This window comes from Lacrimispora sphenoides JCM 1415 (assembly GCF_900105615.1).
In the GTDB taxonomy this organism is placed as follows: Bacteria; Bacillota; Clostridia; order Lachnospirales; family Lachnospiraceae; genus Lacrimispora; species Lacrimispora sphenoides.
The window spans coordinates 984,970-1,008,409 of record NZ_LT630003.1 but is presented as its reverse complement, the minus strand read 5'-3'; the positions used below and the strand labels follow the sequence as shown (position 1 = coordinate 1,008,409).

The following is a 23,440-nucleotide window of genomic DNA, read 5'->3' as shown; positions in this document are numbered from 1 at the left end:
GCTGTCAGCATTTTGATTAAATAAACGTTTATTATGCTTTACATTTTAGCCATATCCTCCAATTATGTGAATGTAATATTAAAATACCATTTGTAATTTTTAAATATATTTTTTGCTTTGTATTCTCTATTGCACATTTTTACCGGACAAGATATACTAAATATACTAAAAAATCCTGCATCAGTAACAGCCACTGTATTTTTTCTAAAAAAGTTACAATAAAAAATGGGAGGCGCAGCTTATGGAAGTGAATTTTGATAACATGATTCCCGATCTGCACTACTACATTCACAGAAAATGTACTGCGAGTTGGAAGATCGATCCGGATTACATATCTTTCATCGACATCACATATGTCATAGCGGGAAAAGCCAGATATTTCATAGACGGGACAGAATTTATCGTCCGGAAAGGTGATCTGATCTGCATACCCAAGGGCACCCACAGAGCAGCGGTCAGTGTACCGGAGGATCTGATGGAATGTTACTCCACAAACCTCTTTCTCACAGATCAAAAAGGCAACGATATCACGCTGCCCATTGACCTCATCAGCCATATAGGCAATGTTCCCCAGCTCATATCATGCTTTCATGAGATCCACGAAGAATGGCTAAAGCGTGAGTTCGGCTACAAATTAAAGGTGCGGGCCAGCATGTGTCTGATTCTATACCATATACTGGATCTCCTTTTCAATGAAAACCGGATCAGCAGTAAGGACATCCGCATCATCAACAGCATCCGCTATATGAGCACTCATTTTGCAGAAGATGTAAGTATCGATACCATGGCCAGTCTGTTTCATATTCATCCGGTGTACTACGGAAATCTGTTTAAAAAAGCGCTGGGCATGACATTTAAACAGTACCTGATCTCTCTGCGGCTGAACCATGCGGAAAACATACTGAGGAGCGGTGAGGCTAACGTAGGCGATGCCGCTCTGCAAAGCGGATTTTCCGATATTTATTACTTTTCAAAACTATTTAAAGAAAAAAAGGGAATCCCGCCTTCAAAGCTGCTCCCGACGGAGAGGAAGAAACATATAGAGATATTCAAATAAGATGGAGATTCCGTATGAAGAAGAAAGCACTGATTATCGGAGGAAGCGGAGGCTTAAGCGGCCGTCTGGCTGCACTTGCAAAAGATGAATATGAAGTTTGGGCGGTTACCAGAGGACAACGGCCCTTAGGGGACGGGATCCATCTTTTAAAAGCCGACCGAAACGATACTGAAAATTTCCGGAAAACGATTTTAGAAGCGGATACAAACTGGGACATCGTCTTTGACTGCATTTGCATGAATGAAAGGCACGCCTTACAGGATTTAGATGTATTACCCGGGATAACGAAGCGCCTGGTCGTGATTTCCACGGATTCCGTGTATGATTCCTTAAGAAAAGATACGCCGCAGAACGAAGACGGATATTTCGTCGAGGAAAAAGGCGAACCCGAAGCACTCACCTATGCAGGCAACAAGCGCCGTATGGAACATATCTTTATCAGCAACTTCAACACCTCCTTAGCGGTTACATTATTCCGCCCCGGGCATATCTACGGTCCTGGTTTCCTCATAGGGTGTTATCCGGAGCATAGCAGACAGAAGGAATTGCCCCAGCTCATCCTGGACCGGGAACCCATATCTCTTGTTGGAGGCGGAATCTATCTGACGCAGCCCATATTTGTGGACGATCTGGCAAACTCCATGCTCGACTGCGCAGAAAGGCAAGGCGCTTTTAACCGTATTTTCTGTATCGGTGGACCAAAAGCAGTGGAAAACCGCAGATATTACGAGATTATTGGACAGCTGCTTGACAGGGACTTGACTATAAAGGAGATCCCGCTGACTGGATACCTTGAAGAACACCCGGAGTACAGCGGCCATCTGTGCCATCGGATCTATGATCTGTCTGCCCTGCGGGAGGCGGGAGTACGGCTGCCTGATACACCCCTTGAGACAGGATTAAGCTTACACTTAAAATCACTCGGTTATCTTTAACACTCATTCTGAACGAAACCTGGAGGTATTTATATGTATTATAAACAGTATGGAAACACCGATATGAAAGTCTCCGCCATCGGCATGGGCTGTATGCGGTATGACTCCGATGATGTCAAATCTGGTAATCTTGAAAAATGCGCGGAAATTGCGCTGTATGCCCATGAAAAAGGCATCAACTACTTTGATACTGCTCCTTTTTACTGTGACGATAAAAGCGAGATCATCACAGGTATGGCCTTATCACAGCTGCCCAGAGACAGCTACTATATTTCTTCAAAGACCAACTTAGGCACCGTAGGCGGCAGCTACACAGAAGCAGATTTCCGAAGGAGACTGGAAACCACATTAAGCCGGTTAAAGGTGGATTATCTTGATTTTTATCATCTGTGGTGCGTATTGAATCTGGATTCTTTTTCCAATCAGGTGGAAATCCTTTATTCTTTCTTTGAGAAAGCCAAATCTGAAGGGCTGATCCGCAATATCGTGTTTTCATCCCATATGCAGGGCAACGAGCTCGAAACTGCCGTAGCTTCCAATTTATTTAAGGGAATGCTCATTGGATACAATGCACTCAACTACCGTTTCCGACAGACCGGCATTAAAGCCGCCTATGACAATGGTATGGGCGTCGTAGTCATGAATCCCTTAGGAGGCGGTCTTATACCGGGAAATCCAGATACATTCCGCTATCTGACAGAAGGAACAGACCTTACCGTGGCACAGGCAGCCTTAAACTTTGTTGCATCCCACAAAGAGATAACAATCACTCTCGCAGGCTGTACCACAAAGGAACATGTCGATGATGCCGTGAAAGCCGTGGAAAACTTAACCGAGCGTCCCGCTGCTGAAATCTATGAAGAATATGAAAACAAGGGCATGATCAGCAACGACCTCTGCACCGGCTGTGCTTACTGTAAGCATTGTCCAAAAGATATCGATATCCCCAAATTCATGGATGCCTACAACATGAAGCTGCTGGGAAATGATATGTATGATCGCCTGAAAGGCCATTGGCAGATATCAAAAGACTCTGCCGGAGACTGTATCAAATGCGGCAAATGCGAGAAGCTGTGCACACAGCATCTGCCCATAATCAATAGACTGGCTGAGATAGCAGGATAAAATACAGGCAGCCTGCCATGCAGGCTGCCTGTTAGTTTATCTGTCCACTGTTAAATAACTAACGCCGATTCAACAGAGCATCAGGAATTCACCACATTCACCGGTGATTTTTCTAGAAAAGCACGCAGATTTTCGGTTTCTATGTTCATCAACCGCTCACGGCTCTCTTTCGGCGCCCAGCTGATATGTGGGGTGGTCAAACAGTTTTTTGCAGTCCCGCCGTCTTGCCTGAAAGCTCAATGAGAGGATAATCCCAGAAGCACCAGTCCGCATTATTTTCCCAGCACCCCTCATACACTGCATTGCTGTGATGAGCCACATGATGGCAGATCTCAATATACCCATCTAACACAACTATTTTCATGACAGTTCCTCCTTAATCTTTTAACAATGCAGCTTTTTTTCAAATACTAAAGGTAACAGCCGCTTCTTCATTCTTTTAGATTTTATCATCTTCTATCTCATTTTTCCACTTCTTACGAATAGGTGAATCTTTAGTTTTTCCTACAGTACTCTGCGGCGAAAGGGGTTTTCCACATGGAGCCGGAAGTAGCAAAATAAATCCCATCTTTTTTAATCCATCAATCAGTGCTATAATAGGAAATGCAGGGCCTTCTTACTGCGACCCTGTAATTTTATGCAATGATTGGAGTGATACCTATGAATATCGTATTATTAGAATCCCTGGGCATTCCGGACAGCCTTTTGAATGAATACGCAAAACCGCTGACGGAAGCCGGCCACTGCTTCACCTCTTATCCGAAGGATACGGACCCTGAAGTCCAGATCCAACGGGCCAAACTGGCAGATGTCATCATGATTGCCAACATGCCTCTTTCCGGGCAGGTAATATCTGCCTGTGAGCATTTAAAATTCATAGATGTTGCATTTACAGGGGTTGATCACGTAGACCTGGAAGCAGCAAAAACAAAAGGGATCAAAGTTAGCAATGCAGCCGGATACTCTACCGAGGCCGTTGCAGAGCTTACGATCTGCCTCATGCTCTCCCTGCTTCGCAATGTTCCCCAGGTGGAAGCCCGGTGCAGAGAGGGGAAAACCAAAGATGGCCTGGTAGGCTGTGAAATCATGGGTAAAACCGTAGGTATCATAGGTGCCGGCGCTATCGGTACAAGAACTGCAGAACTCTGTTCCGCCTTTGGCTGTAAGGTTCTGGGATACAAACGGCACCTGACTGGAGACGAGCCTTCATTTATTGAATTCGTATCCCTTGAGGAGTTATTATCCCGTTCTGACATTGTAAGCCTCCATTGTCCTTTAAACGATGAATCCCGCCATTTAATAAACCGGGAAACCATTGCAAAAATGAAAAAGGGCGCATACTTAATCAATGCCGCAAGAGGGCCTGTAGTAGATTCTGAAGCCTTGGCTGAAGCGTTAAATAACGGTTACCTTTCCGGTGCTGGAATCGATGTCTTTGAAACTGAACCTCCCCTTGATCAGGATCATCCACTTTTTAAAAGCAAGAATACCATCGTTACCCCACACGTGGCATTTGCCTCAGCACAGTCCATGGATACCAGGGCAAAAATTGTCTTTGATAACATCAAAAACTGGATGGAAGGCTGTCAGTCTAATATCATTCTTTAAAATTGAAGCCGAGTAAAAAATATGGTAATTTTTGTCTCATTTGTATAAAAAATACTTGTAATTCAGAATCTTCGTGCTATAATTTAGACATGGGGATATAGCTCAGCTGGGAGAGCGATGCGTTCGCAACGCATAGGTCACGAGTTCGAGTCTCGCTATCTCCATGTGACGGAAGTATAGCTCAGCTGGGATGAGCGTTCGCCTCACACGCGAAAGGTCATGGGTTCGAACCCCATTACTTCCACTATTTTTAAACCCTAGTAAATGCAAGAATTCCTTGCAAATACTAGGGTTTTTGAATACTTGAATTTACAGTAACTTGCTGTATAAGGCATGCAACTACTCATAAATACAACACGATATTACACGAAAATGATATAATTCACTCATAAAAGTGGCGGCCCGGAATGTCGGATACCTGCTTATTTAACGCAAACAGCTTTGCAATCTTATACAGTTGCTTCCTCACATCTATTAAATGAATAACAATTTAGGTAATAAAGTGAATAATCAGATTTTGTTGTTAATAAATATAGTTTACGCTTAGGGAAAAAAGAACTACGAAAATTGCAACTATATTTTATCAGAGACATCTTATAGTATACTGTTAATATGAACGATCATCAAAAGCACAATTACAAATAACGCTGTTTAACAGATTATCATAAGTGGTGCCAGTACTGCTGCTGATCTAATAATTAGTGCTTAGGACTACCAGGAGGAACTGCTTTAGAAATTGCCACTTTTATTTACACCGTTTGCGCCGCCTTAACAGCTTATAAGCTGGAAACATGAACAGAATATCACCAGTCTGTTGGCGGATAATCAATAAATCATAGAAATGAGGTTTTTAATATGAATAAAAAAGATACACTTATTCTTTCTCCAATTGGTATTGTTCCGCCATGCATCTTTGAGATATTTATTTTTCAGTGTTTTCGGTTTGCAGATTGGAGAAGTGACTTAAGCCAAGAAATTCAATTTAGGATATTATGTGGCTCACTGGCTATTGCAATTTTTTTTGTTTTATATTATGTTTCCATTCTTATTTGGGTAAAAAAATATTATACTGAAGAAAACAAAACGAAACAGCTTCTAAAAATCAGTTTATTTGCTATTCTAGGTTTTTTATCATTTACTATTAATTATTATTTGTAGTAATTTACTTATAAAGCAACGCAAATGGTTTATTCAGTATTATAAAAGATAATAGAGTGGTTCCTTGTAAGGCGGGCATGGAAAGATGCCCGCCTTTTGCGTCATTTATTCTATCGATCATGAATATTGCAGTGCTCCATCCTATTTGAAAAAATGGTCCTTCATTATCCCCAATGTCTACACCTGCCGTAACCAAGCCAAAGATCTGATTAATTGTTCACAAATGCTCCTTCCTGCCTTACGAGCATAAAAATAAGAGCCAGTAGGCTCCGGTTAACATGTATATTTAGTTTTATAAACAGCGATCGGGCGCTTTCCTATTCCTTGGGTAAATAATAAAAGTACCAGCTAAATGTGGTTAGCTAATACTCTTATTGATATATCATGAATTCTTTTTAATGTATATTTTTAATGCTTTTATTACCAGATATAACACATATATGCCCACTCCTATACCAGCAATGACTAAGAGTAAGATGATTAAATTCACAACACTTAAAAGAGCCATCTATTCGGAACCTCCATATTAAGTAATTTCATATCTGCAACAATATTATAATACCATAACAAAATCGTTTTTACTATATTACTTTCTTAAAAGAAATCGGTAATTCGCCTGCTCATCTACTATATAGCAATTTTGATAACTTAGATTAATACCACTGATGTAACGGCTCCGATCAGGCGGACCTACGGTATTTAATTTCTAATTCTGCAGTTTAAGGTAATATAATTTTTATTAACCCCAAACCACCAAGTATTGATAATATTGAACCTAAAAATCTAAATTTTATAATTGACTGTTCCAAGTAGATCAAATATATATTTGTATCCATGCTGCCACCATTCATTCGCATAAAGCCTGACATATTATTAACACCCAGCTCAGTACTACCAATCAGTATTGCTATGCCGATAATGAATATCGCTCCAAAAAGTGCCAATATCAAATTCTTATTCACCATATGTTCCTCCTATAATTTTTTTCATCTCAGCAAACCCAATGCTAAGAATTCGACAAATGTTTTCTGATGAAACGGATTATGAATGATAAAGCCCATTTTATCAATCAACTATTCGACCTGGTTATTGACTTTCTAGTACAAAGAAACGCTATCACAGCCTTTATTTTTCACATCTGCTCCTCCGTAAAACCTTTTAAGTCCAAACATCGGAACCATTCTTACTTCAAAACAATTTAGAATACCACTTTCATCACGTTTTCCACTTACTTGGTAAAATGTACTTACTGGTAAATCATTCTTACCTGAATTTAATTTATCCTTTTTTATATTTTTCTTTAGTTGTCTCTTATTCACCCTAGTCTCCTCGCTGCTCTTTGTTCAAGTCCCTAGATCAGTTAAATAATATCAATGAAACCTCCAAAATCTCCTAATATTGATACTACAATTATATATCACCTGTATGGACATTGCAAGAAAACGGTTTTGCCAATACGAGGCTATCCGGTGCTTTTGTTTTTCATGTAATATAAAAGTAAGCTTTATAATCCCATGGGCATATTCGGAGAGGATCCTTTTTATTAGATTTTCATTGTTTTCCACCTACCTCACCTTCCGATCTTTGTATAATAATGACTGAAACCCTGTAATAACTTGCAGTTTTATGTCGTATTTTCAGACATTAACAGTTAATCCACAATTATTTCCACAACATTGTGGATAAGTGTCATTTTCTATATAATAAGTTAATCAAGAAAACGCCCATCGTACAAATTCCGACAGGCGTTTTCAAAAAGGAGGCACAGTATGAACAAATCACTATGGATTATTATGTCGTAGTCATTAAAACCATTACACCATTAAGATATAAATCTTCGACATGTCCTGTGACTATCTTCGATATCTTTTTATAAAATTATATTTACATTCTCCACTCGGCTATATCTTCCATTCTTTTACGCGGCCGCGGCCTGGGGCATTCATCTGGATGTCCAAATGACATAGCTGCGACCAGAGTACCTTCTGTACCTAACCACCTGCTCAATTCCTCATAGGCAAAGTAAATATCGCAAATCCATAAACTTCCCAAACCTAATTCTGTAGCTGTAAGTGTCATGTTTTCCATAGCGGCACCTATGGATTGAGCATTGCAGATTTCATAAATTCTATCTTCCTCATTAAGGCTATCCGATAATTCAATACCCAGAGGATTGGTTACAAATACTGTTATCGGAGCTTGTTTCATAATTTCCAGAGTATATTCAGCCGCCGCCAAATGTTGCTTGCTGTTAGGAAGCAGGGATACGCCTTCTCTCTCTCGTAATAGACCTTGTTTCATTAACAAAAGCATTTCATTTTTTGATCGACCGCTAACAACAGTAAATTTCCAGGGTTGTCTATTCTTTGACGACGGAGCAAGTCTTCCTGCATTTAAAATCTCTTCAACCATTTCTTTTGGTATTGCTGTTTCTTTAAACTTTCGAATGCTGCGCCTATTCGATATCGATTTTATCATTTAATTCTCCTAACTCAACTGTGAAATCCGCTTTACAGTGTATCATAATCTTTCCTAACCATCAATTTTCTTTCAGCAGCCTTCGAATAACGCTCATAATGGCTATCTTAATTTTTTGCTGAAATATAGATTTAAGTCATCATCGTTGCAATAAGTTTTATGCGGTTCTGCTATTTTATCTTTATACCATACACCTTTTCCATCGGGTATGTAACCACGCTTATGGTACATTCTTTGAGCACTGCCATATCCGCTATGTAAGCCTACACCAAGATAAACGGTATCCGAATATTCTGAAGCAATTTTTTCAGCAGCGTCCATAAGTTTAGAACCTATTCCATAGCAACGGTATTTTTCTAATACACCAAAATCAACAATTTCACAATAGCCCATGTTTGCAAAAGAGCCCCATAAAGCATTGATATATACATTGATATATCCAGCAACGTTACCTTTGTATTCCGCAACAAGGGCAATGGATTTACCAGCAGCATTATCCGCTAACCTCTTCAAATACTTCTCTTCATTTGCCTGCCATCCTTGAGCTATTTCTTCCTTACAAATAACTTTAGGGTCTGTTTCAATCATTGTTCTTATCAGAACCTCTTCATCTAAGTAATAAACCATACCTGCACCTCCCATTAAAGAATTAATAAGTAATTCAAACTCTTGCTACAGTATGATTTTATCTAAAAAACCGCGAACTATCAACAAATAGTTTAAAATTTAGATAACATTAAACCATGACTGCAAAAGTATTACTTCAGGCAACGGCAGTGCCCCATCGATTCCCGGTTCCCTAAAAAAGCAAAAAACACCGGATTTCCTTGTAATTACAAGAATTCCCGGTGTTTTTGCTTTTCATGAACATTAAAATATTTCTTGCCGAAGCACTTTTATCGCAATTAGTATTTACCCAATTTCATATGTCCTGCAAGTTCTGTTTTTGATCTCTGTTTAATTACCCATGCTTCATCCTTTGCCTGGGTGAAAGCGGATACACATTTAGGATCTAAATTATCCTCAATTCCTTCCTTGCTTAATGCGATGATTTTTTCTGCTAACGTGATGATTTCCATATGAATGGCATTGGTACGGTCAGAACGATATATTTTCTCCGCATCTTCTTCACTAAGCTCTTCAAATTTCTCAGCACCCATTTTACACTTTGGACATTTTTCCGGTGCAGTCTCCCCTTCATAAACATAGCCACAAACTGTACATCTAAATAACTTCATAATAATATGCCTCCTTAGTTAAAAGATAATTTTAATACCTAATGAATATTATATTACCTGCTTTGCTATATTTGTCAATCTATTATAGATATTTTATCATTTTATTTTATAATTTTTGCTAATTCCTCTGTCCAACCGGTCCCCTTTTTCAGCCCCTTCCTTTGTATCTGCAAGGGTTCTGCCATTTATGGAATACCGGAATAATTCTGCCGCCGGCAATCGGCAGGTTAGACAAGCACATTGTCAAAATCTTTATCAGATCCAGGATAAAACAAACCTCTATGCTGCTCATAATAGCACTCCTGCTGCATAATATAAAACAAATGCTCCTTTTGAATCAGACCTGGAGGCTGAAATTTGGAAAAAGTTCTGGACAATAACTACTATGACCTTATGATTAACAATGTTTCAATCCCCATGTATGATACCGGGAACAACATTACTACGCTGAATTTCAGGCACTCTTTAGCTCATGTTCTTAAGACAAACTCAGATCCCTGCAACCTGGGTGTTTATCCTTATCACAGCTTTCCGACTCTCTATGTGCCGACTTCCACTATCAGCATTGAAAAATCAGGAATCGGCACGGTTCAGAGAAATCCTTTTTTAGGCCTGTTTGGGCAGGGAATCATCGTTGGAGTTATAGATACCGGGATTGATTACCAGCATCAGGCCTTTCTTTATAATGATGGCACCACCAGAATCCTTTCCATCTGGGACCAATCCATACAGAACGGTCCTATTCCTGAGGGTTTCACATTTGGTACTGAATATAGAAAGGAAATCATCAATCTGGCCCTGAAATCAGATAACCCCTTATCCATTGTACCTTCCGTCGACACCAACGGCCATGGCACATCAATTGCCAGCGTAATCGCCGGCAAACCAAATGCCGAAGGTACCTTTTCCGGCATTGTTCCAGAATCCGAACTTGTGGTTGTAAAGCTGAAAGACGCAAAACAAAATCTAAAGGAAATCTTTTTTGTACCGAATGACACCGTGTGCTTCCAGGAATCCGATATCATACTTGGAATACGCTACTTGATTTCCTTTGCGCAAAGTGTAAGCCGTCCTGTGGTTATATGCATCGCCCTTGGCAGCAGCAGCGGCGGGCATGACGGCAGCGGCGCGCTCAGTAATTACCTAAACTACCTGGGAAGACTTCCCGGTATCGGCCTTTCTGTTTCAGCAGGGAATGAAGGAAACAACCGCAGGCATTACTTTAACAACACAAAAGAGCCGCCCTTTTACAATGACTTTGAATTACGCGTAGGAGAAAGGGATAAAATGTTTTCCATGGAAATATGGCCTTACGCTCTTGGACGGTTCGCCGTTGATATTTCCACGCCAAACCGGGAATCCACTCAGCTGATTTATCCCACCATTGGATCCTGCAGAATGTTTAACTTCATTTTTACCCCAAGTGTGCTCTGGGTGAATAATTTTATATTTGAAGAGGAAACCGGGGATCAGCTCATATTACTGCGTTTTAGGGATGCCCTTCCCGGAGTCTGGAGCATCCGGATTCAAAGCATTGATAATGAGCCCATATCCTTTCACTCCTGGCTGCCTTCCGGAGATCTTCTTTCAAATGAAACCTTTTTTCTTAACCCGAATCCGGATACCACTATAACGTCTCCCGGCAATGGCCTCCATCAGCTGACGGTTACTGCCTATAACCAGTTTAATGACAGCATACTCTTAGAATCAAGCAGAGGCTATACAAGAAGCGGGCAGGTCAAACCAGATATCGCCGCCCCTGGCTACGAGCTTCCCTGTGCCCTCCCCAGGAATCAGTATGGATCCATTACCGGAACAGGGGCTGCAGCCGCACATACGGCCGGCGCTATTGCCATGATCCTGGAATGGGGCATTTCCAGGGGAAATTATACTTCCATGACCGGATACGATATCAACCGGCTGATTATAAGAGGGGCCCGGCGGGAAGGGGCTAATGTTTTTCCAAACAACATATGGGGATATGGCCAGTTGGATGTAAACAATTTGTTTCGCAGGCTTACCAATGTATAATCTGTCTGCCAGGGCCGGCATAAGTCTCTGTATTCCGGATCACGAAATAAACCATCAGGCAAGATCCGGCAGTTTGATACGCATAAGGGTGCCCCCTCCTATGAAAACCATAGTTCAGGGACACCCTTTAAGATTTGGATACAATGCGTCGCTTAATCCATTAAGGATATGTTATATTTAATCTTCCTGTAAAACTTCCATATAATAACAGCAGGCATACTAAGAAACAAATACAGAGTGGTCAACCCACCTATGATTGCATAAACAACAACCAATAAAATAATAACGGCATTCATATATCACCCCTCCTCTTCTGCCTCTATTTTAGTGAAAATTACCAATAAAAGGAATAGAGATATGATAATCTTAACACTATCTTAACAACTTGCTATCAGAATAAATCCCATAAAAGGAATCAGGCATTGCCGTTGACAATCTACATGGCACTCCTTTATAATAAAGTTAGCTTGTATTGACAATATAAGCGGACGATTGATGAGTTACTCTACGAAAGGAATGATAAATATGGCGGAAGTGACAATGTGTCAAAGCTGTGGTTTACCTTTTAACAAAGAACACTCTCATTTCATTGCAACAGAGCCTGACGGAAGCAGAAGTATTTATTGCACGAATTGTTATAAAGACGGAAAATTTATTGAGCCTGATCTAACGATGGAAGAAATGACTGAGATGCTTGTACCTGTCTTAGGGAGATCCATAGGCGAGGAAGAAGCAAGAAAAGATATAACAGCTGTACTGCCAACTCTTAAACGTTGGAAGAAATCATAAACTGAAAAGGTAAGTGATCCCTGTAAGTTATCATTTTCCTAATTAGGCTGCGCATCAAAAAACTGCTGATTTAGTCTTCAATGACAGTCAGCAGTTTTTTTCAATATCTCATCAGAATTCTATGAGACCGATTGCCATAAGTAATCTAGCCTACAAAATTTTTCTTTCATTCATAATCCACTTGCCACAAATCCAAAATCTCTGTATAGTAAATCTGAGGTGATAAATCATGCGCGTAGTTACAAGAATAAGAATCGGAAAAGATAAAATTTTTATTGGCAAAGGCGTAAAAGAAATGTTAGATGCCATTGAACTGTGTAAATCCATTAAAAAAGCAACGGAACAAACAGGAATTTCCTATCCAAAAGCCATTCGAATGATTCGGACTCTGGAAGAAGAACTGGGATTTCCTGTTGTTATTTCCGAAAAGGGCGGAAATGATCGGGGAGGAACACGTTTAACCGAAAAAGGCAAAGAAGTCCTTGAAACGTATCGAAGGATTGAGAAAGCCGTGGAAGATTATGCGGAAAATCTGATTGAACAGGAATTCCGTTTTTAAAAGATGGGCCTGATATACCAAAACGTATAATTTTTCAGCCGCTGCGCATACTCAACTCGTGAGGTGATCATATGAAACTTTTGAATCTCTGCGAGATTATTTTTCGGTGCGCTTTATTTGCGTTGGCAGTTTATCATGTTTTCAAACGGGAATTTAAGTTAATGAAATCCGTTATCTTAGTATTTGCATTGTCCTTCTTACCGGAACTTCTAAATGCCGTATTTAAAATAAGAATTGACGGCTTTAGCATCCTCGTGTATTTTACCATCATATTCATGGCATTATACCTGGGCAGCTCATACCGCTTTTATGATAAATATAAATGGTGGGACCGGGCGATCCATTTCCTGTCCGGCGTAGGTTTTGCGGGCTTTGGAATTGCATTTGCCGGTACAGGTTCCGGCATTATGAAATTGGTGATCCTGTTGTTTGGATTTACTTTTTCCGTAACACTTCATGTGATTTGGGAAGTGCTTGAATATATAAGCGACTGTATCACTCATGGGAATGCGCAGCGCTGGCAAAAGTTCCATACTTCGAATAACCATGTATCTGAAAAAGCACTTCAGCCTGCCGGTCTTGTGGATACGATGAATGATGCGATCTGCTGCATAGCAGGTGCTGGTCTTTCCATTCTTGTCTGGTGGTTTTTTATTTAAATTTTCTGTACCTCCCTTTCAGGCAGTGTCTGCCGGGAAGGGAGGTTATATTATGCTTCTGAATATTTTTTCTAAAAAACCTCATAATACATATAAAACGAATTGAGGTGATTCTATATGCCAAACAGAAATGTAATTCCGGAAGCAAGGGAGGCTCTTGACCGGTTTAAGTATGAAATCGCCGAAGAAACCGGCTTCCCTATAAAAAGCAATGATTATAGCAAAATGACATCTTATCAATATGGTTATATGGTTAAAAAGATGATTGAAGAGCAGGAAAAACAGATAATAGAAAGATCTTAATGCAAAGAGGTTTAAAGATGGGAAATTATACAAGCGGTGCAGAATTGCCGGTAGGCCTTGGTTTGGCGCTGGAAGAATATAAAGCAATGGATTATTTTTTCTCCTTACCCACCCAGGCGCAGCAGCAAATCATCGATCATACTCAAACGGTACAATCCAGAGAAGAAATGCTTTCGTATGTACAATCTATCGTAGCATCAAAATAAAAGAAGCAAATCTCCAAAAAAACAGCAGTCACTCTTGTAATGGACAAATACCCTTACAGGAGTGACTGTTTTTTATAAATAGCAATAATAAATAACAGATTATGACAAGAGGTGTAAACTACCGGAGTTCATCTCTCCAATATGCCACTCTCTTCTCATTAATTTCCTTTATCTTCTCAGGATCCACTTTAAAGTTTCTCCTGATATCCATTAATCCATTGACTTCCTGCTGCACATCCGTAACCTGGGTGTAGCAATAGCCGCATACATAGGGGATCTCCTTAATGGCAGTCGTAATACTCTCAAACCTATTTAAAAACTCCTCTTTTGTATTGACCTTGTTCCCATACCCCCAGCCCTCTTTGTCGTTGTCAAACGCGATGCCGCCAAACTCACTGATCATCACCGGCTGGCCCTTGTAAGAAAAGCCATTGGCAAAAGCTGATTTAGATGTGGAGTGGTAAACCTCTGCCGCCAAAATCTCATCCTTGTATTCTGTATAACGCTTCTTGAGCACCTCCCCCTTCTCCTCGTAGTCATGCAGGGTGATGATATCGGAAACCGTATGCTCCCAGCCATCATTTACAATTACCGGACGATATTTGTCGATGCTTTTTGTCAAGTGATAAATCCCTTCGGTAAAATGCTGCTCACTCCTGTTCGTCTCGACCCGGGGAATCCCCCAGGATTCATTTAACGGAGTCCATGTAATAATGGACGGATGATTATAATTCTGTTTTACAATATCAAGCCATTCCCTCGCAAACAGTTCCACTGCGCGGTCGGAATAAACATAAGCGGCAGGTGCCTCACTCCAGACCAGCATCCCTTTAACGTCACACCAGTAAAGAAACCTTTCATCCTCTATCTTCTGATGCTTCCTCAAACCGTTGTACCCCAGCGCATGAATTTTATCAATATCTTCGATCAGCGCTTCCTCATCCGGCGGTGTCAAATGGGTTTCTTCCCAATACCCCTGATCAAGAATCAGTCTCTGATATAATGGTGCCCCGTTTAAAAGAATGTTTGGACCATCGATCCGGATCTCACGCATTCCAAAATAGGAGCCAACCTCGTCACAGACCTCTCCATCATAAAGGGTACGGAAGCAGATATCATAAAGCCGGGGCTCTGCCGGGGTCCATGTACATATCCCCCATGGGTTATCTGCCTCGGCTGCTTCCAGGTCAATGAAAGTCTTTGTGGGATTTTTCCCTATGCCGGTCAGCGTCTTTATCACAAACCTGCCACCAAAACTGACAGCTGCCTCTACCTCCAGCCTTCTCCCGTCAAGGGGATTTGGACAGTCCACGGTATATTCCAGCTCAAGCCCGCCTGACTGTATATTGGGCGTCATTTTTACCGAGCTTAAGCTGATGTCCGGTACATACTCCATCCATACAGTTTTCCAGATTCCTGTCGTCTGCACATACCAGCAGCCAAAATTTTCAGAAACCCAACGCTGTTTTCCCCTAGGCTGCTGGGGATCCATATGATCCTCGGCTTTTACGACTACAAGGTTTTCTCCATCCTTTACAAGGTTTGTGATATCAAAGGAAAAACGGGAATATCCGCCTTCATGCATACCGGCCAATTGCCCATTGATCCATACCTTCGTCAGGAAGTCACTTCCCTCGAAATGTAGAAACAGCTTATTTCCTGATAATTTTTCTTTTTCCGCCTGGAATCTGCGGCCATACCACACATAGTGGTGTACCCCTTCGTCATGGATCTTACTTTTCTTTGTTTCATAAGTAAAGGGTACGCATATCTCCTTTTCCGTATGGAAACCCTCATACCAGCACTTAGCTTCTCCTTTATTGTCATCATCAAAATCGAAGTCCCAAGCACCGTTTAAATTGATCCAGTCCCTACGGACAAACTGTGGTCTTGGATAGTCTTTTTGATAGCATAGCATGTAATAATTCTCCTTTCCTCTTTCCAGCCTGCTCATCCCTTAACGCCGGACATCGTGATTCCCTGCACGATCTGTTTTTCAAATATAAGATAAATGATGATGGCAGGGATGGATGCGATCATATTAGCCGTCATCGGTTTCACATAATCCACGGTATAAGTTCCGGCAAAAATGGGAATACCCACAGGCAATGTAAATTTACTACTGTCCATGGCGCAGAGCAGAGGCCACAGATAATTATTCCAGCTTCCGATAAATGCGAAAATGCTGATGGTAGAAATCACTGTCTTTGATAGGGGCATGATGATCCGGGCAAAAATCATAATTTCTCCGGCTCCGTCGATCCTTGCGGCTTCGATGAGGGAATCCGGAAGGCCCTTAAAAAACGTCACCATGATAATCAGATTCATGGATACTGCCACGGATGGAAAAAGCAATCCTGCGTATGTATCAATCAGCTTTAATCCATTAGCAGTAATAAACAGCGGCACAATAGTCGCTTCCCCCGGTACCATGAGTCCTAACAAAAAGTAAATATACAGCTTATTTCTCCCCATAAATTTAATTTTTGCCAGAGCATAAGCTGCCATGGCGGAAAACAGGACTGTTAAAACTGTAACAAGCACAGCAACGATCACAGAATTCAACAGCCACTTGGCAACATCGGAACCGATGATTAAGTCCAGATAATTCCGAAATGTATAGGGGGGCGTAAACCAGCTGCCCACGCTTATGATCTGCTTTCCCTCATACTGCAGGGATACGAAAAAGGCCCAGATCACAGGTGCCAGAAAAATGACGGCCAGTCCTGCGGATAAAAGAGTCAACGCAATGCTCCCTGCTTTTACTTTCTTACGCTTCATCTTCCTTTTCCCCCTTCCTCTGAACCGCCTTCTGGATAAGCGTACATACGACCAGAATGGCAAACAGCACATAGGACATGGCCGCAGCATAGCCCATATTGTTCTTCGTAAATCCTGTCTCATAAATATATTGAATCAAGGGTTTTGTACTTCCTGCCGGCCCCCCTGCCGTGATTAACTGGATCTGGCCGAACACCTTGAAGCTGGCAATGATCTGCAGCATGACGATTAAGTAAGTGGTTGGCTTTAATAAAGGCAGAACAATGGAAAATAACTGCTGCCATTTCGCCGCTCCGTCGATTTCCGCTGCCTCGTAAATCTCCGGTGAAATATCCTGCAGAGCCGATAAATATAATAGCATGGAAAATCCCACGGTCCACCATACGGTCATCATGGTTACTACCGCCCATGCATGATTTGTGTCAATAAGCCACTGGATTTCCGATCCGGGACCTAAAATTCCGGTCAGATGCAGAACTCCGTTTACAAAACCCATATAGGGTGCAAACATATATTTTGCAATAAAGGACGCAACAGAAACGGATATAATACTGGGAAGATAATATGCGACCCTTAACCCCCGTCTGATTTTCACCGGCCTGTTGGCAAACAGCGCCAGTATCAAAGCCATAATCACCAGAAAAGGTACGGAAAGGATGACAAAGATGATCGTATGTTCCAGTGCGTCAACAAACTTCTGATCCGTTAAAAATTTAGTATAATTATCCAGTCCTACAAATTTTACCTTGCCCATTAAAGACCACTTATGCAGGCTCACATACAGCCCCTGAATCACCGGCCATATGGTAAAAACCGTATATAAGGCCAAAAAAGGAAGGCACAATCCCAGGCCTGTAGCCATATCTCTTAATTTTCTGCTTCTGCTCAAATTACTGTCCTCCCTAACCATGCAATCCTTTTTACAAAGAGGGGAGAACGATTCCCCCCTCTATTTCATTAAAAGTTACGGAAGGTTTGACTCAAGCTCATCATATAGGGCATCAATTCCGGAGGCAGCATCTCCCTTTCCGGTCCAGATGGTATCCAGGCTGTCGATCATCCCTTTCTTCATTCCGTTGAAGGTAGATACCTTTGCCGGAAGGACTGCTTTCTCCACCTCAGACATGTAGCTGCTTCTGTATGGAAGTGCCTTATAGGCGTCACTTGCAAGAACCTCCTTGCATGCCGGGATCTGGCCGGAGCCGGCCCAGGTCACACCGCCTTTCATGGAGGCTGCTACCATGAATTCTACCGCTGCTTTGCTGTCGGCTTCATTCCTTGAATTCTTTGTAGGTAGAATGAAGGTATGGGAATCAGCCCAGCAGTTATCGGTATCAAAAAGCTTGGGGAATGCCATGGGTACAAAGCTTAAGTTATCCGTTTGCTCAAAAGCGCCTACCGCCCAGGTTCCGCCGATGCAGATTCCCGCTTTTCCGGTCTGGAAGAATTTCTGGTGGTCATCAATGCCTTCGGCAACATAACCCTTATCATACAGTCCCTTTACAAATTCCGCCGCTTTTACTGCCTTTTCCTTATCAAGGGTAACTTTCTTGCCGTCATCGCTGACGATAGGGGTTCCTCCCATCTGGAAATAGGTTGCCCACCACAGACGGTACGGATCGTCTCCGTTATTGGTAATAGCAATGGTTGTGCCATCTTCCGGGATCACGGCCTTGATCTTATCACAAACGGCATAAAAGTCATCCGCACTCTTAATATCAACGCTTCCTGCCGCATTCAAGGTCACGCCGGCCTTTTCCAATATCTCTTTGTTGAAATACATGATCTCTGCATGGGTGTCCAAAGGTACCGCATAGATTTCTCCGTCAAAGGTCACGGCATCAATGGAGGCCTGTGAATAATTCTGGCTTAAATCGATCCCCAGCTCGTCAAGATAGGAAGTGATCGGCTGTACCACACCGTCTTCCACCAGCTGAGGAAGAGAAGATGCGTGGGAAATGCCGATATCCGGCCCTTTTCCGGCAGCAACAGCTGTCTGGAGCTTTGTATAATAATCCGCCCATACCAGCATGATGGACTGTACCTGTTTCGTCGGGTTTGTGCCATTATACTCCTCAATCATCTTGGTCATGAAACCGCCGTCACCGCCGCTGAACAGAGACCACATGACAAGCTTGTTGGCATCCACTGCCACCTGCTCCGGATTGTTAACCGTTCCGTCGTCATTAACATTCTTTGTTTCTTCTGCAGCTGCTGCCGACGTTTCTCCACCGGAAGTTTCCTTGCTCTCCTGGGTCCCCTGTGCCGCCTGGGTACCCGCAGTTGTCTGCGTTGATGCGCTGCTTCCGCATCCTGACATTGCCGCCATAACCAGTGCCGCTGCACCTAATGCAGCCATCCATTTTTTGCCCTTTCTCATAATTACCTCCTTGTCTTGTTTAGTTACCTCGCAAACCATAAAACAGCCTGTCGTATTTTGTCCAATAAAAGCTTGACTAACAACAGTATTACTGTTCCAATAAATCAACAATACACCTTTCTGTTGTGTTAGTCAATATATTATTCTCTGTTTTATTTAATAATTTGTTTATTTTATCTATTTACAACAGTATTAATGTTTTATTATTTATTTCTATCATTTAGAAAAATAGAATCCCTGTTATAATACATCGTTTTCTTCTCCCATGCACAAGGCAGCAAAAAAACAACCGCCCGGAAAATATGCATATTTTCCAAACAGTTGTCTTATCTATCCCCATATATCATCAATATTCGATTTCCATAATAATGTCCTGGGCATAATCGCCGAAGGTCTTACCAAAAAGATTAAAGCCGCCCTCATATTTTGCATCCTTACGATTCCCGATGGTCATGCTGATAAAGGCGTTCTCTGACAGCCCGATGTCGTTGATTCTGACTTTGGAGGCCCGCTCTCCATTGATATAGCTTCCGTCTCCCTTAATCTCCCATTTTACCAAAAGACCGTATTGGGTAGAACCATTAGGCCATAGGGAGGGAGTAAGTCTCCCTCTTCTGGATCCGAAATCCCCCGGACAGCACCAGGTGGCACATTCCACACCGTTTATCCACATGGTAATGTCGGACTTCCAGTCCTCCGCATACCCAGGCGCTTCCGAGCATATCTCCATGGAAAAGGACAGCCGCACGGGCCGTTTTCCTGAAGGAAGCTGATTGGGGAACCGGTATTCCACATGGCCTTTGGAGGTCCACAAAAGACCGGCCTCCATTCGTTCCGGCAGATAAAAGCTGTATACCTTATCCTCCATTCCCACCACTCCAGAATGAGTATATAAGCCGCAGGTAGGAGAAATACTGCAGTCCACAAATGCACCCACCGGCATTTCGACGCTTAATACCTCATTGATCTGGCTGCTTCTGGGCAGAAAGCAAAGATTGGCATAATCCTGTTTCCTGCTGCATACCTTCATGGTCCCATGGCTCCCCGGCTGTTCTTCCATGCGGATCAAATCCGCCGCCTCAAGAAGCTTCAGATGGAAAGCAGCGCTGGACTGGGGAAGTTCAAGAGCTTCCGCGATCTGGCTGATTGAATAATTGTCCTGGTATAACAGCTTTATGATCTCCAGCCGGACAGGCGACGAGATCGCCTTACCAAACTCACAGATCTCTTTGATATTTTCCAGAGTATACTCCTTTATTTTTGCCATGACCCTCTCTCCTTTTACTCTTTTTTGCGCCTCAGGCGCGAAAAGACTTCCCCCATATTTGATATTTATCATACATTATTTCCGGTAACGCTGTCAATCCCGGCCATTCTTTTGTGCCTATATTTACCTTTATTGGAAAATTATTATCTTAACGAAAAATAAACTTCAAATAGAAAAAATATTGCTGTTTTATATTAAATTTTATGATAAAATAAGAAAAGTTTCCTCATTAATAAATAGGGCCGTCATGTTATCAAATCTGGTTGTATGGCATTTATTTTCTTTGATGATGAAAGAATAATAAAAAAAGGAATCCTATGGAATGATAGGACTGGTTAAACTATGGAACCGAAATTAGAAAAGAAATATGGCCTTTTTACAGCCATTGCAATGGTTGTAGGCATCGTCATCGGAAGCGGTGTGTTTTTTAAGGCGGAAAAGATCCTTACGGCAACCGGCGGTAATTTAAAGGAGGGCATCCTGGCGTGGGTGATCGGAGGTATCATAATGATTTCCTGCGCTTACACGTTTTCTGTCATGGCTACCAAATATCAGTTTATCAATGGTGTGGTAGATTACGCAGAAGCAACAATGGGGAAAACGTATGCTTATTATGTGGGCTGGTTTATGGCAGCGATTTATTATCCCACAATTACCTCTGTGCTTGCATGGGTCTCCGCCCGGTATACCTGCGTAATCTTCGGCTTTTCCATTACAGGCGGAGAATGTATGACCATAGCCTGCCTTTATCTGGTTTCAAGCTTTACAATGAATGCTTTATCTCCTGTTCTGGCAGGAAAATTCCAGGTAAGCACTACGGTTATCAAACTAATTCCCCTATTCTTAATGGCAGTTGCCGGAACGTTTGCAGGACTTCGAAGCGGTATGACGATGTATAATTTCACCCACTACGTGTCCCAAAGTACTACCAACGGGTTATTTACGGCTGTTGTTGCAGCAAGCTTTGCCTACGAAGGCTGGATCATTGCAACCTGTATTAACGCAGAATTAAAAAATGCAAAGAAAAATCTTCCTTTGGCTTTGATTGCAGGTACTTTTATTACTATGTCTGTTTACATCCTGTATTATATTGGTTTGGCAGGAACGATTAAAAATGAGGTGATGATGGCTGGTGGCGAAACCGGTGCCAAACTGGCATTCCAAACAGTTTTCACCTCGGCAGGCGGTTCCCTATTATTTGTATTCGTCATCATATCATGCCTGGGGACTTTAAACGGGCTGATGCTTGGCTGCACACGGGGAATTTACTCTATCGCTGCAAGAGGCCTTGGTCCTAAGCCCAGAGTGTTCAGCCAGGTGGATCCGGCGACTAATATGCCTGCTAATTCCGCAATTATGGGGTTATTTCTTTGCAGCCTCTGGTTATTTTATTTTTATGGGGCTAACTTAACCGACAACTGGTTTGGGTTCTTCAGCTTTGATTCTTCAGAATTACCCATTATTACAATTTACGCCCTGTACATTCCTATTTTTATTATGTTCATGAAAAAAGGGAAAGAGCTTAATTTTTTCAACAGGTTCCTTATGCCCTGTATATCCCTTGCAGGCTGTATATTTATGATTGCTGCCGCCTGGTTTGCCCACGGAATTGCTGCAATCGCATATCTGATTGTGTTTTTTATTATTATGGCATTTGGCGCTGTGCTTTTGCATAGTACGAAACAGCCAGCGAACGAGATTTAACATAAATATAAAAATAGTACTGATATCCTGGCGGCCGCTTTTTGTAAAGAAAAGCGGCTTGCTGTTTATAATATTTCCTTTACAAATTCACTTTGCAGATATACAATATATCGAAATATGATATGAATATTTGGAGGGGAAAATCATGCAAAGGGAGTACACTGTGATTCTACTAAATTACCAATAATAATGTTATACATGATTTCATATCAAAGGAGACTTTTATGAATGATAGAAAGCGTGAAGTTAAGACTGTTACTTTAGCATATTTCTCTGGAACAGGAGGCACAAAAGCCATTGTATCCTGCTTTGAAACCCAGTTTATAAAATCGGGAATACATGTAAATGTAATTGATATATCTTGCTGCAATACATATCATGAGGAAAAAGCACCGGATCTTCTGATCATCTTCTCTCCTGTATACGCCTTCAGGCTGGCTTCTATCGTGGAACACTGGATAAAGAATCTGCCCAAAGTACAGAATATGCCTGCCGCAGTTATCTCAGTTTCCGGCGGGGGTGAAACCTCACCCAATACCGCCTGCCGCGTTCACGGGAAGCGTTTGCTGGCAAAAAAGGGATATCATATAATCTACGAAAAAATGTTTGTTATGCCGTCTAATTATGCCTCTCAGGCGGATTACCAGTTAAATCTCCAATTGCTTAATGTCATTCCGCTAAAAGTAACCCAGGCCATCACAGAGATTTCATCAGGTAAAATACACCTTACAAAGCCCCGGGTTCTTGATTATTTTTTTGCATATATAGGCAAAGCAGAGCACTTTGGTGCAAAAATCTTCGGCTTATCTATCCATGCCTCAAAAGAATGTACCCAATGTGGTCTATGTGCAAGAAAATGTCCGGCTAATAACATTAAGATCCATGACAGCCTCCCAAAGTTTGGATCTAATTGCATGTGGTGTTTGAAATGCATCTATGATTGTCCGCATCTGGCCCTTTCTCCGGGAATTTTTAAGTTTTCTGTTTTAAAGGACGGCTATAACTTAACAGAAATGAGTGAGAAGGCAAAAACACAATTAGACCCAGAATATCAGCCATCTGGAAGTATGCTCTGGCAGGGAGTTATCGATTACTTAAAAAATTAGTTTTATGAAAACATATAATAAGCGAGGTGCCGCTTCATAGCTGATTCACAGCTGCG

General features: G+C 41.8%; 22 protein-coding genes, 2 tRNA genes and 2 pseudogenes. 15 read left to right on the top strand and 11 right to left on the bottom strand.

Features of this window, described 5'->3' with window-relative positions; translation table 11 throughout:
- Window positions 1-241 precede the first annotated feature (241 nt).
- The 3 genes from BMX69_RS04500 to BMX69_RS04490 are packed head-to-tail and all read left to right on the top strand — an operon-like array spanning window position 242 to window position 3,117.
- Entirely contained in the window at window positions 242-1,057 is an 816-nt protein-coding gene (locus tag BMX69_RS04500; protein WP_100041675.1) for a helix-turn-helix domain-containing protein, read from the top strand.
- A gap of 14 nt (window positions 1,058-1,071) precedes the next feature.
- Window positions 1,072-1,992, top strand: coding sequence for an NAD-dependent epimerase/dehydratase family protein (locus BMX69_RS04495; RefSeq protein WP_100041674.1), 921 nt, complete (start codon window positions 1,072-1,074; stop codon window positions 1,990-1,992).
- A gap of 33 nt (window positions 1,993-2,025) precedes the next feature.
- A complete protein-coding gene (locus BMX69_RS04490) occupies window positions 2,026-3,117 on the top strand; it encodes an aldo/keto reductase (RefSeq protein ID WP_054789527.1) in 1,092 nt (363 codons plus the stop codon).
- A gap of 80 nt (window positions 3,118-3,197) precedes the next feature.
- Here BMX69_RS04490 and BMX69_RS25095 read toward each other — a convergent pair.
- Window positions 3,198-3,454, bottom strand: a pseudogene (locus BMX69_RS25095) (hypothetical protein); the annotation flags it as partial.
- A 323-nt stretch (window positions 3,455-3,777) separates the two neighbouring features.
- Between BMX69_RS25095 and BMX69_RS04480 the strand changes: the two are divergent.
- The 4 genes from BMX69_RS04480 (at window position 3,778) to BMX69_RS04465 (ending at window position 5,883) form a co-directional block, all read left to right on the top strand.
- A complete protein-coding gene (locus BMX69_RS04480) occupies window positions 3,778-4,725 on the top strand; it encodes a 2-hydroxyacid dehydrogenase (protein WP_054789525.1) in 948 nt (315 codons plus the stop codon).
- A gap of 91 nt (window positions 4,726-4,816) precedes the next feature.
- Window positions 4,817-4,889 (top strand) — tRNA-Ala (locus BMX69_RS04475).
- 6 nt (window positions 4,890-4,895) lie between these two features.
- Window positions 4,896-4,969 (top strand) — tRNA-Val (locus BMX69_RS04470).
- Window positions 4,970-5,580: 611 nt separating this feature from the next.
- Complete coding sequence (locus BMX69_RS04465) at window positions 5,581-5,883, top strand: hypothetical protein (RefSeq protein WP_100041673.1); 303 nt, start codon at window positions 5,581-5,583, stop codon at window positions 5,881-5,883.
- Window positions 5,884-6,602: 719 nt separating this feature from the next.
- Here BMX69_RS04465 and BMX69_RS04455 read toward each other — a convergent pair.
- From BMX69_RS04455 to BMX69_RS25090, 5 genes and pseudogenes are all read right to left on the bottom strand, one after another.
- Window positions 6,603-6,848 (bottom strand): hypothetical protein, encoded by a 246-nt coding sequence (locus tag BMX69_RS04455; protein ID WP_054789524.1) that lies wholly within the window; start codon window positions 6,846-6,848, stop codon window positions 6,603-6,605.
- 132 nt (window positions 6,849-6,980) lie between these two features.
- Window positions 6,981-7,202, bottom strand: a complete 222-nt coding sequence (locus BMX69_RS04450) for a hypothetical protein (protein WP_054789523.1) — start codon at window positions 7,200-7,202, stop codon at window positions 6,981-6,983.
- Window positions 7,203-7,767: 565 nt separating this feature from the next.
- The gene (locus BMX69_RS04445; protein ID WP_054789627.1) at window positions 7,768-8,358 is read right to left on the bottom strand and encodes a nitroreductase family protein; all 591 of its coding nucleotides are present in this window, start codon (window positions 8,356-8,358) and stop codon (window positions 7,768-7,770) included.
- Window positions 8,359-8,463: 105 nt separating this feature from the next.
- On the bottom strand, window positions 8,464-8,988 hold the full coding sequence (locus BMX69_RS04440) for a GNAT family N-acetyltransferase (protein WP_100041670.1): 525 nt from the start codon (window positions 8,986-8,988) through the stop codon (window positions 8,464-8,466).
- Between the two features lie 497 nt (window positions 8,989-9,485).
- Window positions 9,486-9,599 (bottom strand): annotated as a pseudogene (locus BMX69_RS25090) (rubredoxin-like domain-containing protein); the annotation flags it as partial.
- Between the two features lie 357 nt (window positions 9,600-9,956).
- Between BMX69_RS25090 and BMX69_RS04430 the strand changes: the two are divergent.
- The 6 genes from BMX69_RS04430 to BMX69_RS04405 all read left to right on the top strand — a co-directional run bounded on the left by BMX69_RS04430 (window position 9,957) and on the right by BMX69_RS04405 (window position 14,146).
- A complete protein-coding gene (locus tag BMX69_RS04430) occupies window positions 9,957-11,630 on the top strand; it encodes a S8 family peptidase (RefSeq protein ID WP_174715202.1) in 1,674 nt (557 codons plus the stop codon).
- Between the two features lie 525 nt (window positions 11,631-12,155).
- On the top strand, window positions 12,156-12,419 hold the full coding sequence (locus BMX69_RS04425) for a zinc ribbon domain-containing protein (protein WP_054789626.1): 264 nt from the start codon (window positions 12,156-12,158) through the stop codon (window positions 12,417-12,419).
- A gap of 229 nt (window positions 12,420-12,648) precedes the next feature.
- Complete coding sequence (locus tag BMX69_RS04420) at window positions 12,649-12,978, top strand: winged helix-turn-helix domain-containing protein (RefSeq protein WP_100041669.1); 330 nt, start codon at window positions 12,649-12,651, stop codon at window positions 12,976-12,978.
- Window positions 12,979-13,049: 71 nt separating this feature from the next.
- Entirely contained in the window at window positions 13,050-13,637 is a 588-nt protein-coding gene (locus BMX69_RS04415; protein WP_100041668.1) for a DUF2238 domain-containing protein, read from the top strand.
- 117 nt (window positions 13,638-13,754) lie between these two features.
- Window positions 13,755-13,940 carry an alpha/beta-type small acid-soluble spore protein gene (locus BMX69_RS04410; protein ID WP_054789519.1) on the top strand — a complete coding sequence of 62 codons (186 nt, stop codon included), beginning with the start codon at window positions 13,755-13,757 and terminating at the stop codon, window positions 13,938-13,940.
- A 17-nt stretch (window positions 13,941-13,957) separates the two neighbouring features.
- A complete protein-coding gene (locus BMX69_RS04405) occupies window positions 13,958-14,146 on the top strand; it encodes a hypothetical protein (protein WP_025232394.1) in 189 nt (62 codons plus the stop codon).
- Between the two features lie 118 nt (window positions 14,147-14,264).
- On the opposite strand, the gene BMX69_RS04400 is transcribed toward BMX69_RS04405, so the two are convergent.
- From BMX69_RS04400 to BMX69_RS04380, 5 genes are all read right to left on the bottom strand, one after another.
- Complete coding sequence (locus tag BMX69_RS04400; RefSeq protein WP_054789625.1) at window positions 14,265-16,064, bottom strand: glycoside hydrolase family 2 protein; 1,800 nt, start codon at window positions 16,062-16,064, stop codon at window positions 14,265-14,267.
- A 32-nt stretch (window positions 16,065-16,096) separates the two neighbouring features.
- Window positions 16,097-16,927, bottom strand: coding sequence for a carbohydrate ABC transporter permease (locus BMX69_RS04395; protein ID WP_100041667.1), 831 nt, complete (start codon window positions 16,925-16,927; stop codon window positions 16,097-16,099).
- On the bottom strand, window positions 16,917-17,816 hold the full coding sequence (locus BMX69_RS04390; RefSeq protein WP_242941360.1) for a carbohydrate ABC transporter permease: 900 nt from the start codon (window positions 17,814-17,816) through the stop codon (window positions 16,917-16,919). Before BMX69_RS04390 ends, BMX69_RS04395 begins: the two co-directional genes overlap by 11 nt.
- Before the next feature lie 75 nt (window positions 17,817-17,891).
- Entirely contained in the window at window positions 17,892-19,307 is a 1,416-nt protein-coding gene (locus tag BMX69_RS04385; protein ID WP_100041666.1) for an extracellular solute-binding protein, read from the bottom strand.
- 346 nt (window positions 19,308-19,653) lie between these two features.
- Window positions 19,654-20,574 (bottom strand): ArsR/SmtB family transcription factor, encoded by a 921-nt coding sequence (locus BMX69_RS04380; protein ID WP_100041665.1) that lies wholly within the window; start codon window positions 20,572-20,574, stop codon window positions 19,654-19,656.
- A 342-nt stretch (window positions 20,575-20,916) separates the two neighbouring features.
- On the opposite strand from BMX69_RS04380, the gene BMX69_RS04375 reads away from it, so the two are divergent.
- Together BMX69_RS04375 and BMX69_RS04370 are read left to right on the top strand one after the other, a co-directional pair.
- Window positions 20,917-22,278 (top strand): APC family permease, encoded by a 1,362-nt coding sequence (locus BMX69_RS04375; RefSeq protein WP_100041664.1) that lies wholly within the window; start codon window positions 20,917-20,919, stop codon window positions 22,276-22,278.
- A gap of 224 nt (window positions 22,279-22,502) precedes the next feature.
- The gene (locus BMX69_RS04370; RefSeq protein ID WP_100041663.1) at window positions 22,503-23,384 is read left to right on the top strand and encodes an EFR1 family ferrodoxin; all 882 of its coding nucleotides are present in this window, start codon (window positions 22,503-22,505) and stop codon (window positions 23,382-23,384) included.
- The last annotated feature ends 56 nt before the right edge of the window (window positions 23,385-23,440 follow it).

Coding starts and splice junctions, on each gene's coding strand:
- BMX69_RS04500 (WP_100041675.1), top strand. CDS start 242: ATGGAAGTGAATTTTGATAACATGATTCCCGATCTGCACTACTACATT.
- BMX69_RS04495 (WP_100041674.1), top strand. CDS start 1,072: ATGAAGAAGAAAGCACTGATTATCGGAGGAAGCGGAGGCTTAAGCGGC.
- BMX69_RS04490 (WP_054789527.1), top strand. CDS start 2,026: ATGTATTATAAACAGTATGGAAACACCGATATGAAAGTCTCCGCCATC.
- BMX69_RS04480 (WP_054789525.1), top strand. CDS start 3,778: ATGAATATCGTATTATTAGAATCCCTGGGCATTCCGGACAGCCTTTTG.
- BMX69_RS04465 (WP_100041673.1), top strand. CDS start 5,581: ATGAATAAAAAAGATACACTTATTCTTTCTCCAATTGGTATTGTTCCG.
- BMX69_RS04455 (WP_054789524.1), bottom strand. CDS start 6,848: ATGGTGAATAAGAATTTGATATTGGCACTTTTTGGAGCGATATTCATT.
- BMX69_RS04440 (WP_100041670.1), bottom strand. CDS start 8,988: ATGGTTTATTACTTAGATGAAGAGGTTCTGATAAGAACAATGATTGAA.
- BMX69_RS04425 (WP_054789626.1), top strand. CDS start 12,156: ATGGCGGAAGTGACAATGTGTCAAAGCTGTGGTTTACCTTTTAACAAA.
- BMX69_RS04420 (WP_100041669.1), top strand. CDS start 12,649: ATGCGCGTAGTTACAAGAATAAGAATCGGAAAAGATAAAATTTTTATT.
- BMX69_RS04415 (WP_100041668.1), top strand. CDS start 13,050: ATGAAACTTTTGAATCTCTGCGAGATTATTTTTCGGTGCGCTTTATTT.
- BMX69_RS04410 (WP_054789519.1), top strand. CDS start 13,755: ATGCCAAACAGAAATGTAATTCCGGAAGCAAGGGAGGCTCTTGACCGG.
- BMX69_RS04405 (WP_025232394.1), top strand. CDS start 13,958: ATGGGAAATTATACAAGCGGTGCAGAATTGCCGGTAGGCCTTGGTTTG.
- BMX69_RS04400 (WP_054789625.1), bottom strand. CDS start 16,064: ATGCTATGCTATCAAAAAGACTATCCAAGACCACAGTTTGTCCGTAGG.
- BMX69_RS04395 (WP_100041667.1), bottom strand. CDS start 16,927: ATGAAGCGTAAGAAAGTAAAAGCAGGGAGCATTGCGTTGACTCTTTTA.
- BMX69_RS04385 (WP_100041666.1), bottom strand. CDS start 19,307: ATGAGAAAGGGCAAAAAATGGATGGCTGCATTAGGTGCAGCGGCACTG.
- BMX69_RS04380 (WP_100041665.1), bottom strand. CDS start 20,574: ATGGCAAAAATAAAGGAGTATACTCTGGAAAATATCAAAGAGATCTGT.
- BMX69_RS04375 (WP_100041664.1), top strand. CDS start 20,917: ATGGAACCGAAATTAGAAAAGAAATATGGCCTTTTTACAGCCATTGCA.
- BMX69_RS04370 (WP_100041663.1), top strand. CDS start 22,503: ATGAATGATAGAAAGCGTGAAGTTAAGACTGTTACTTTAGCATATTTC.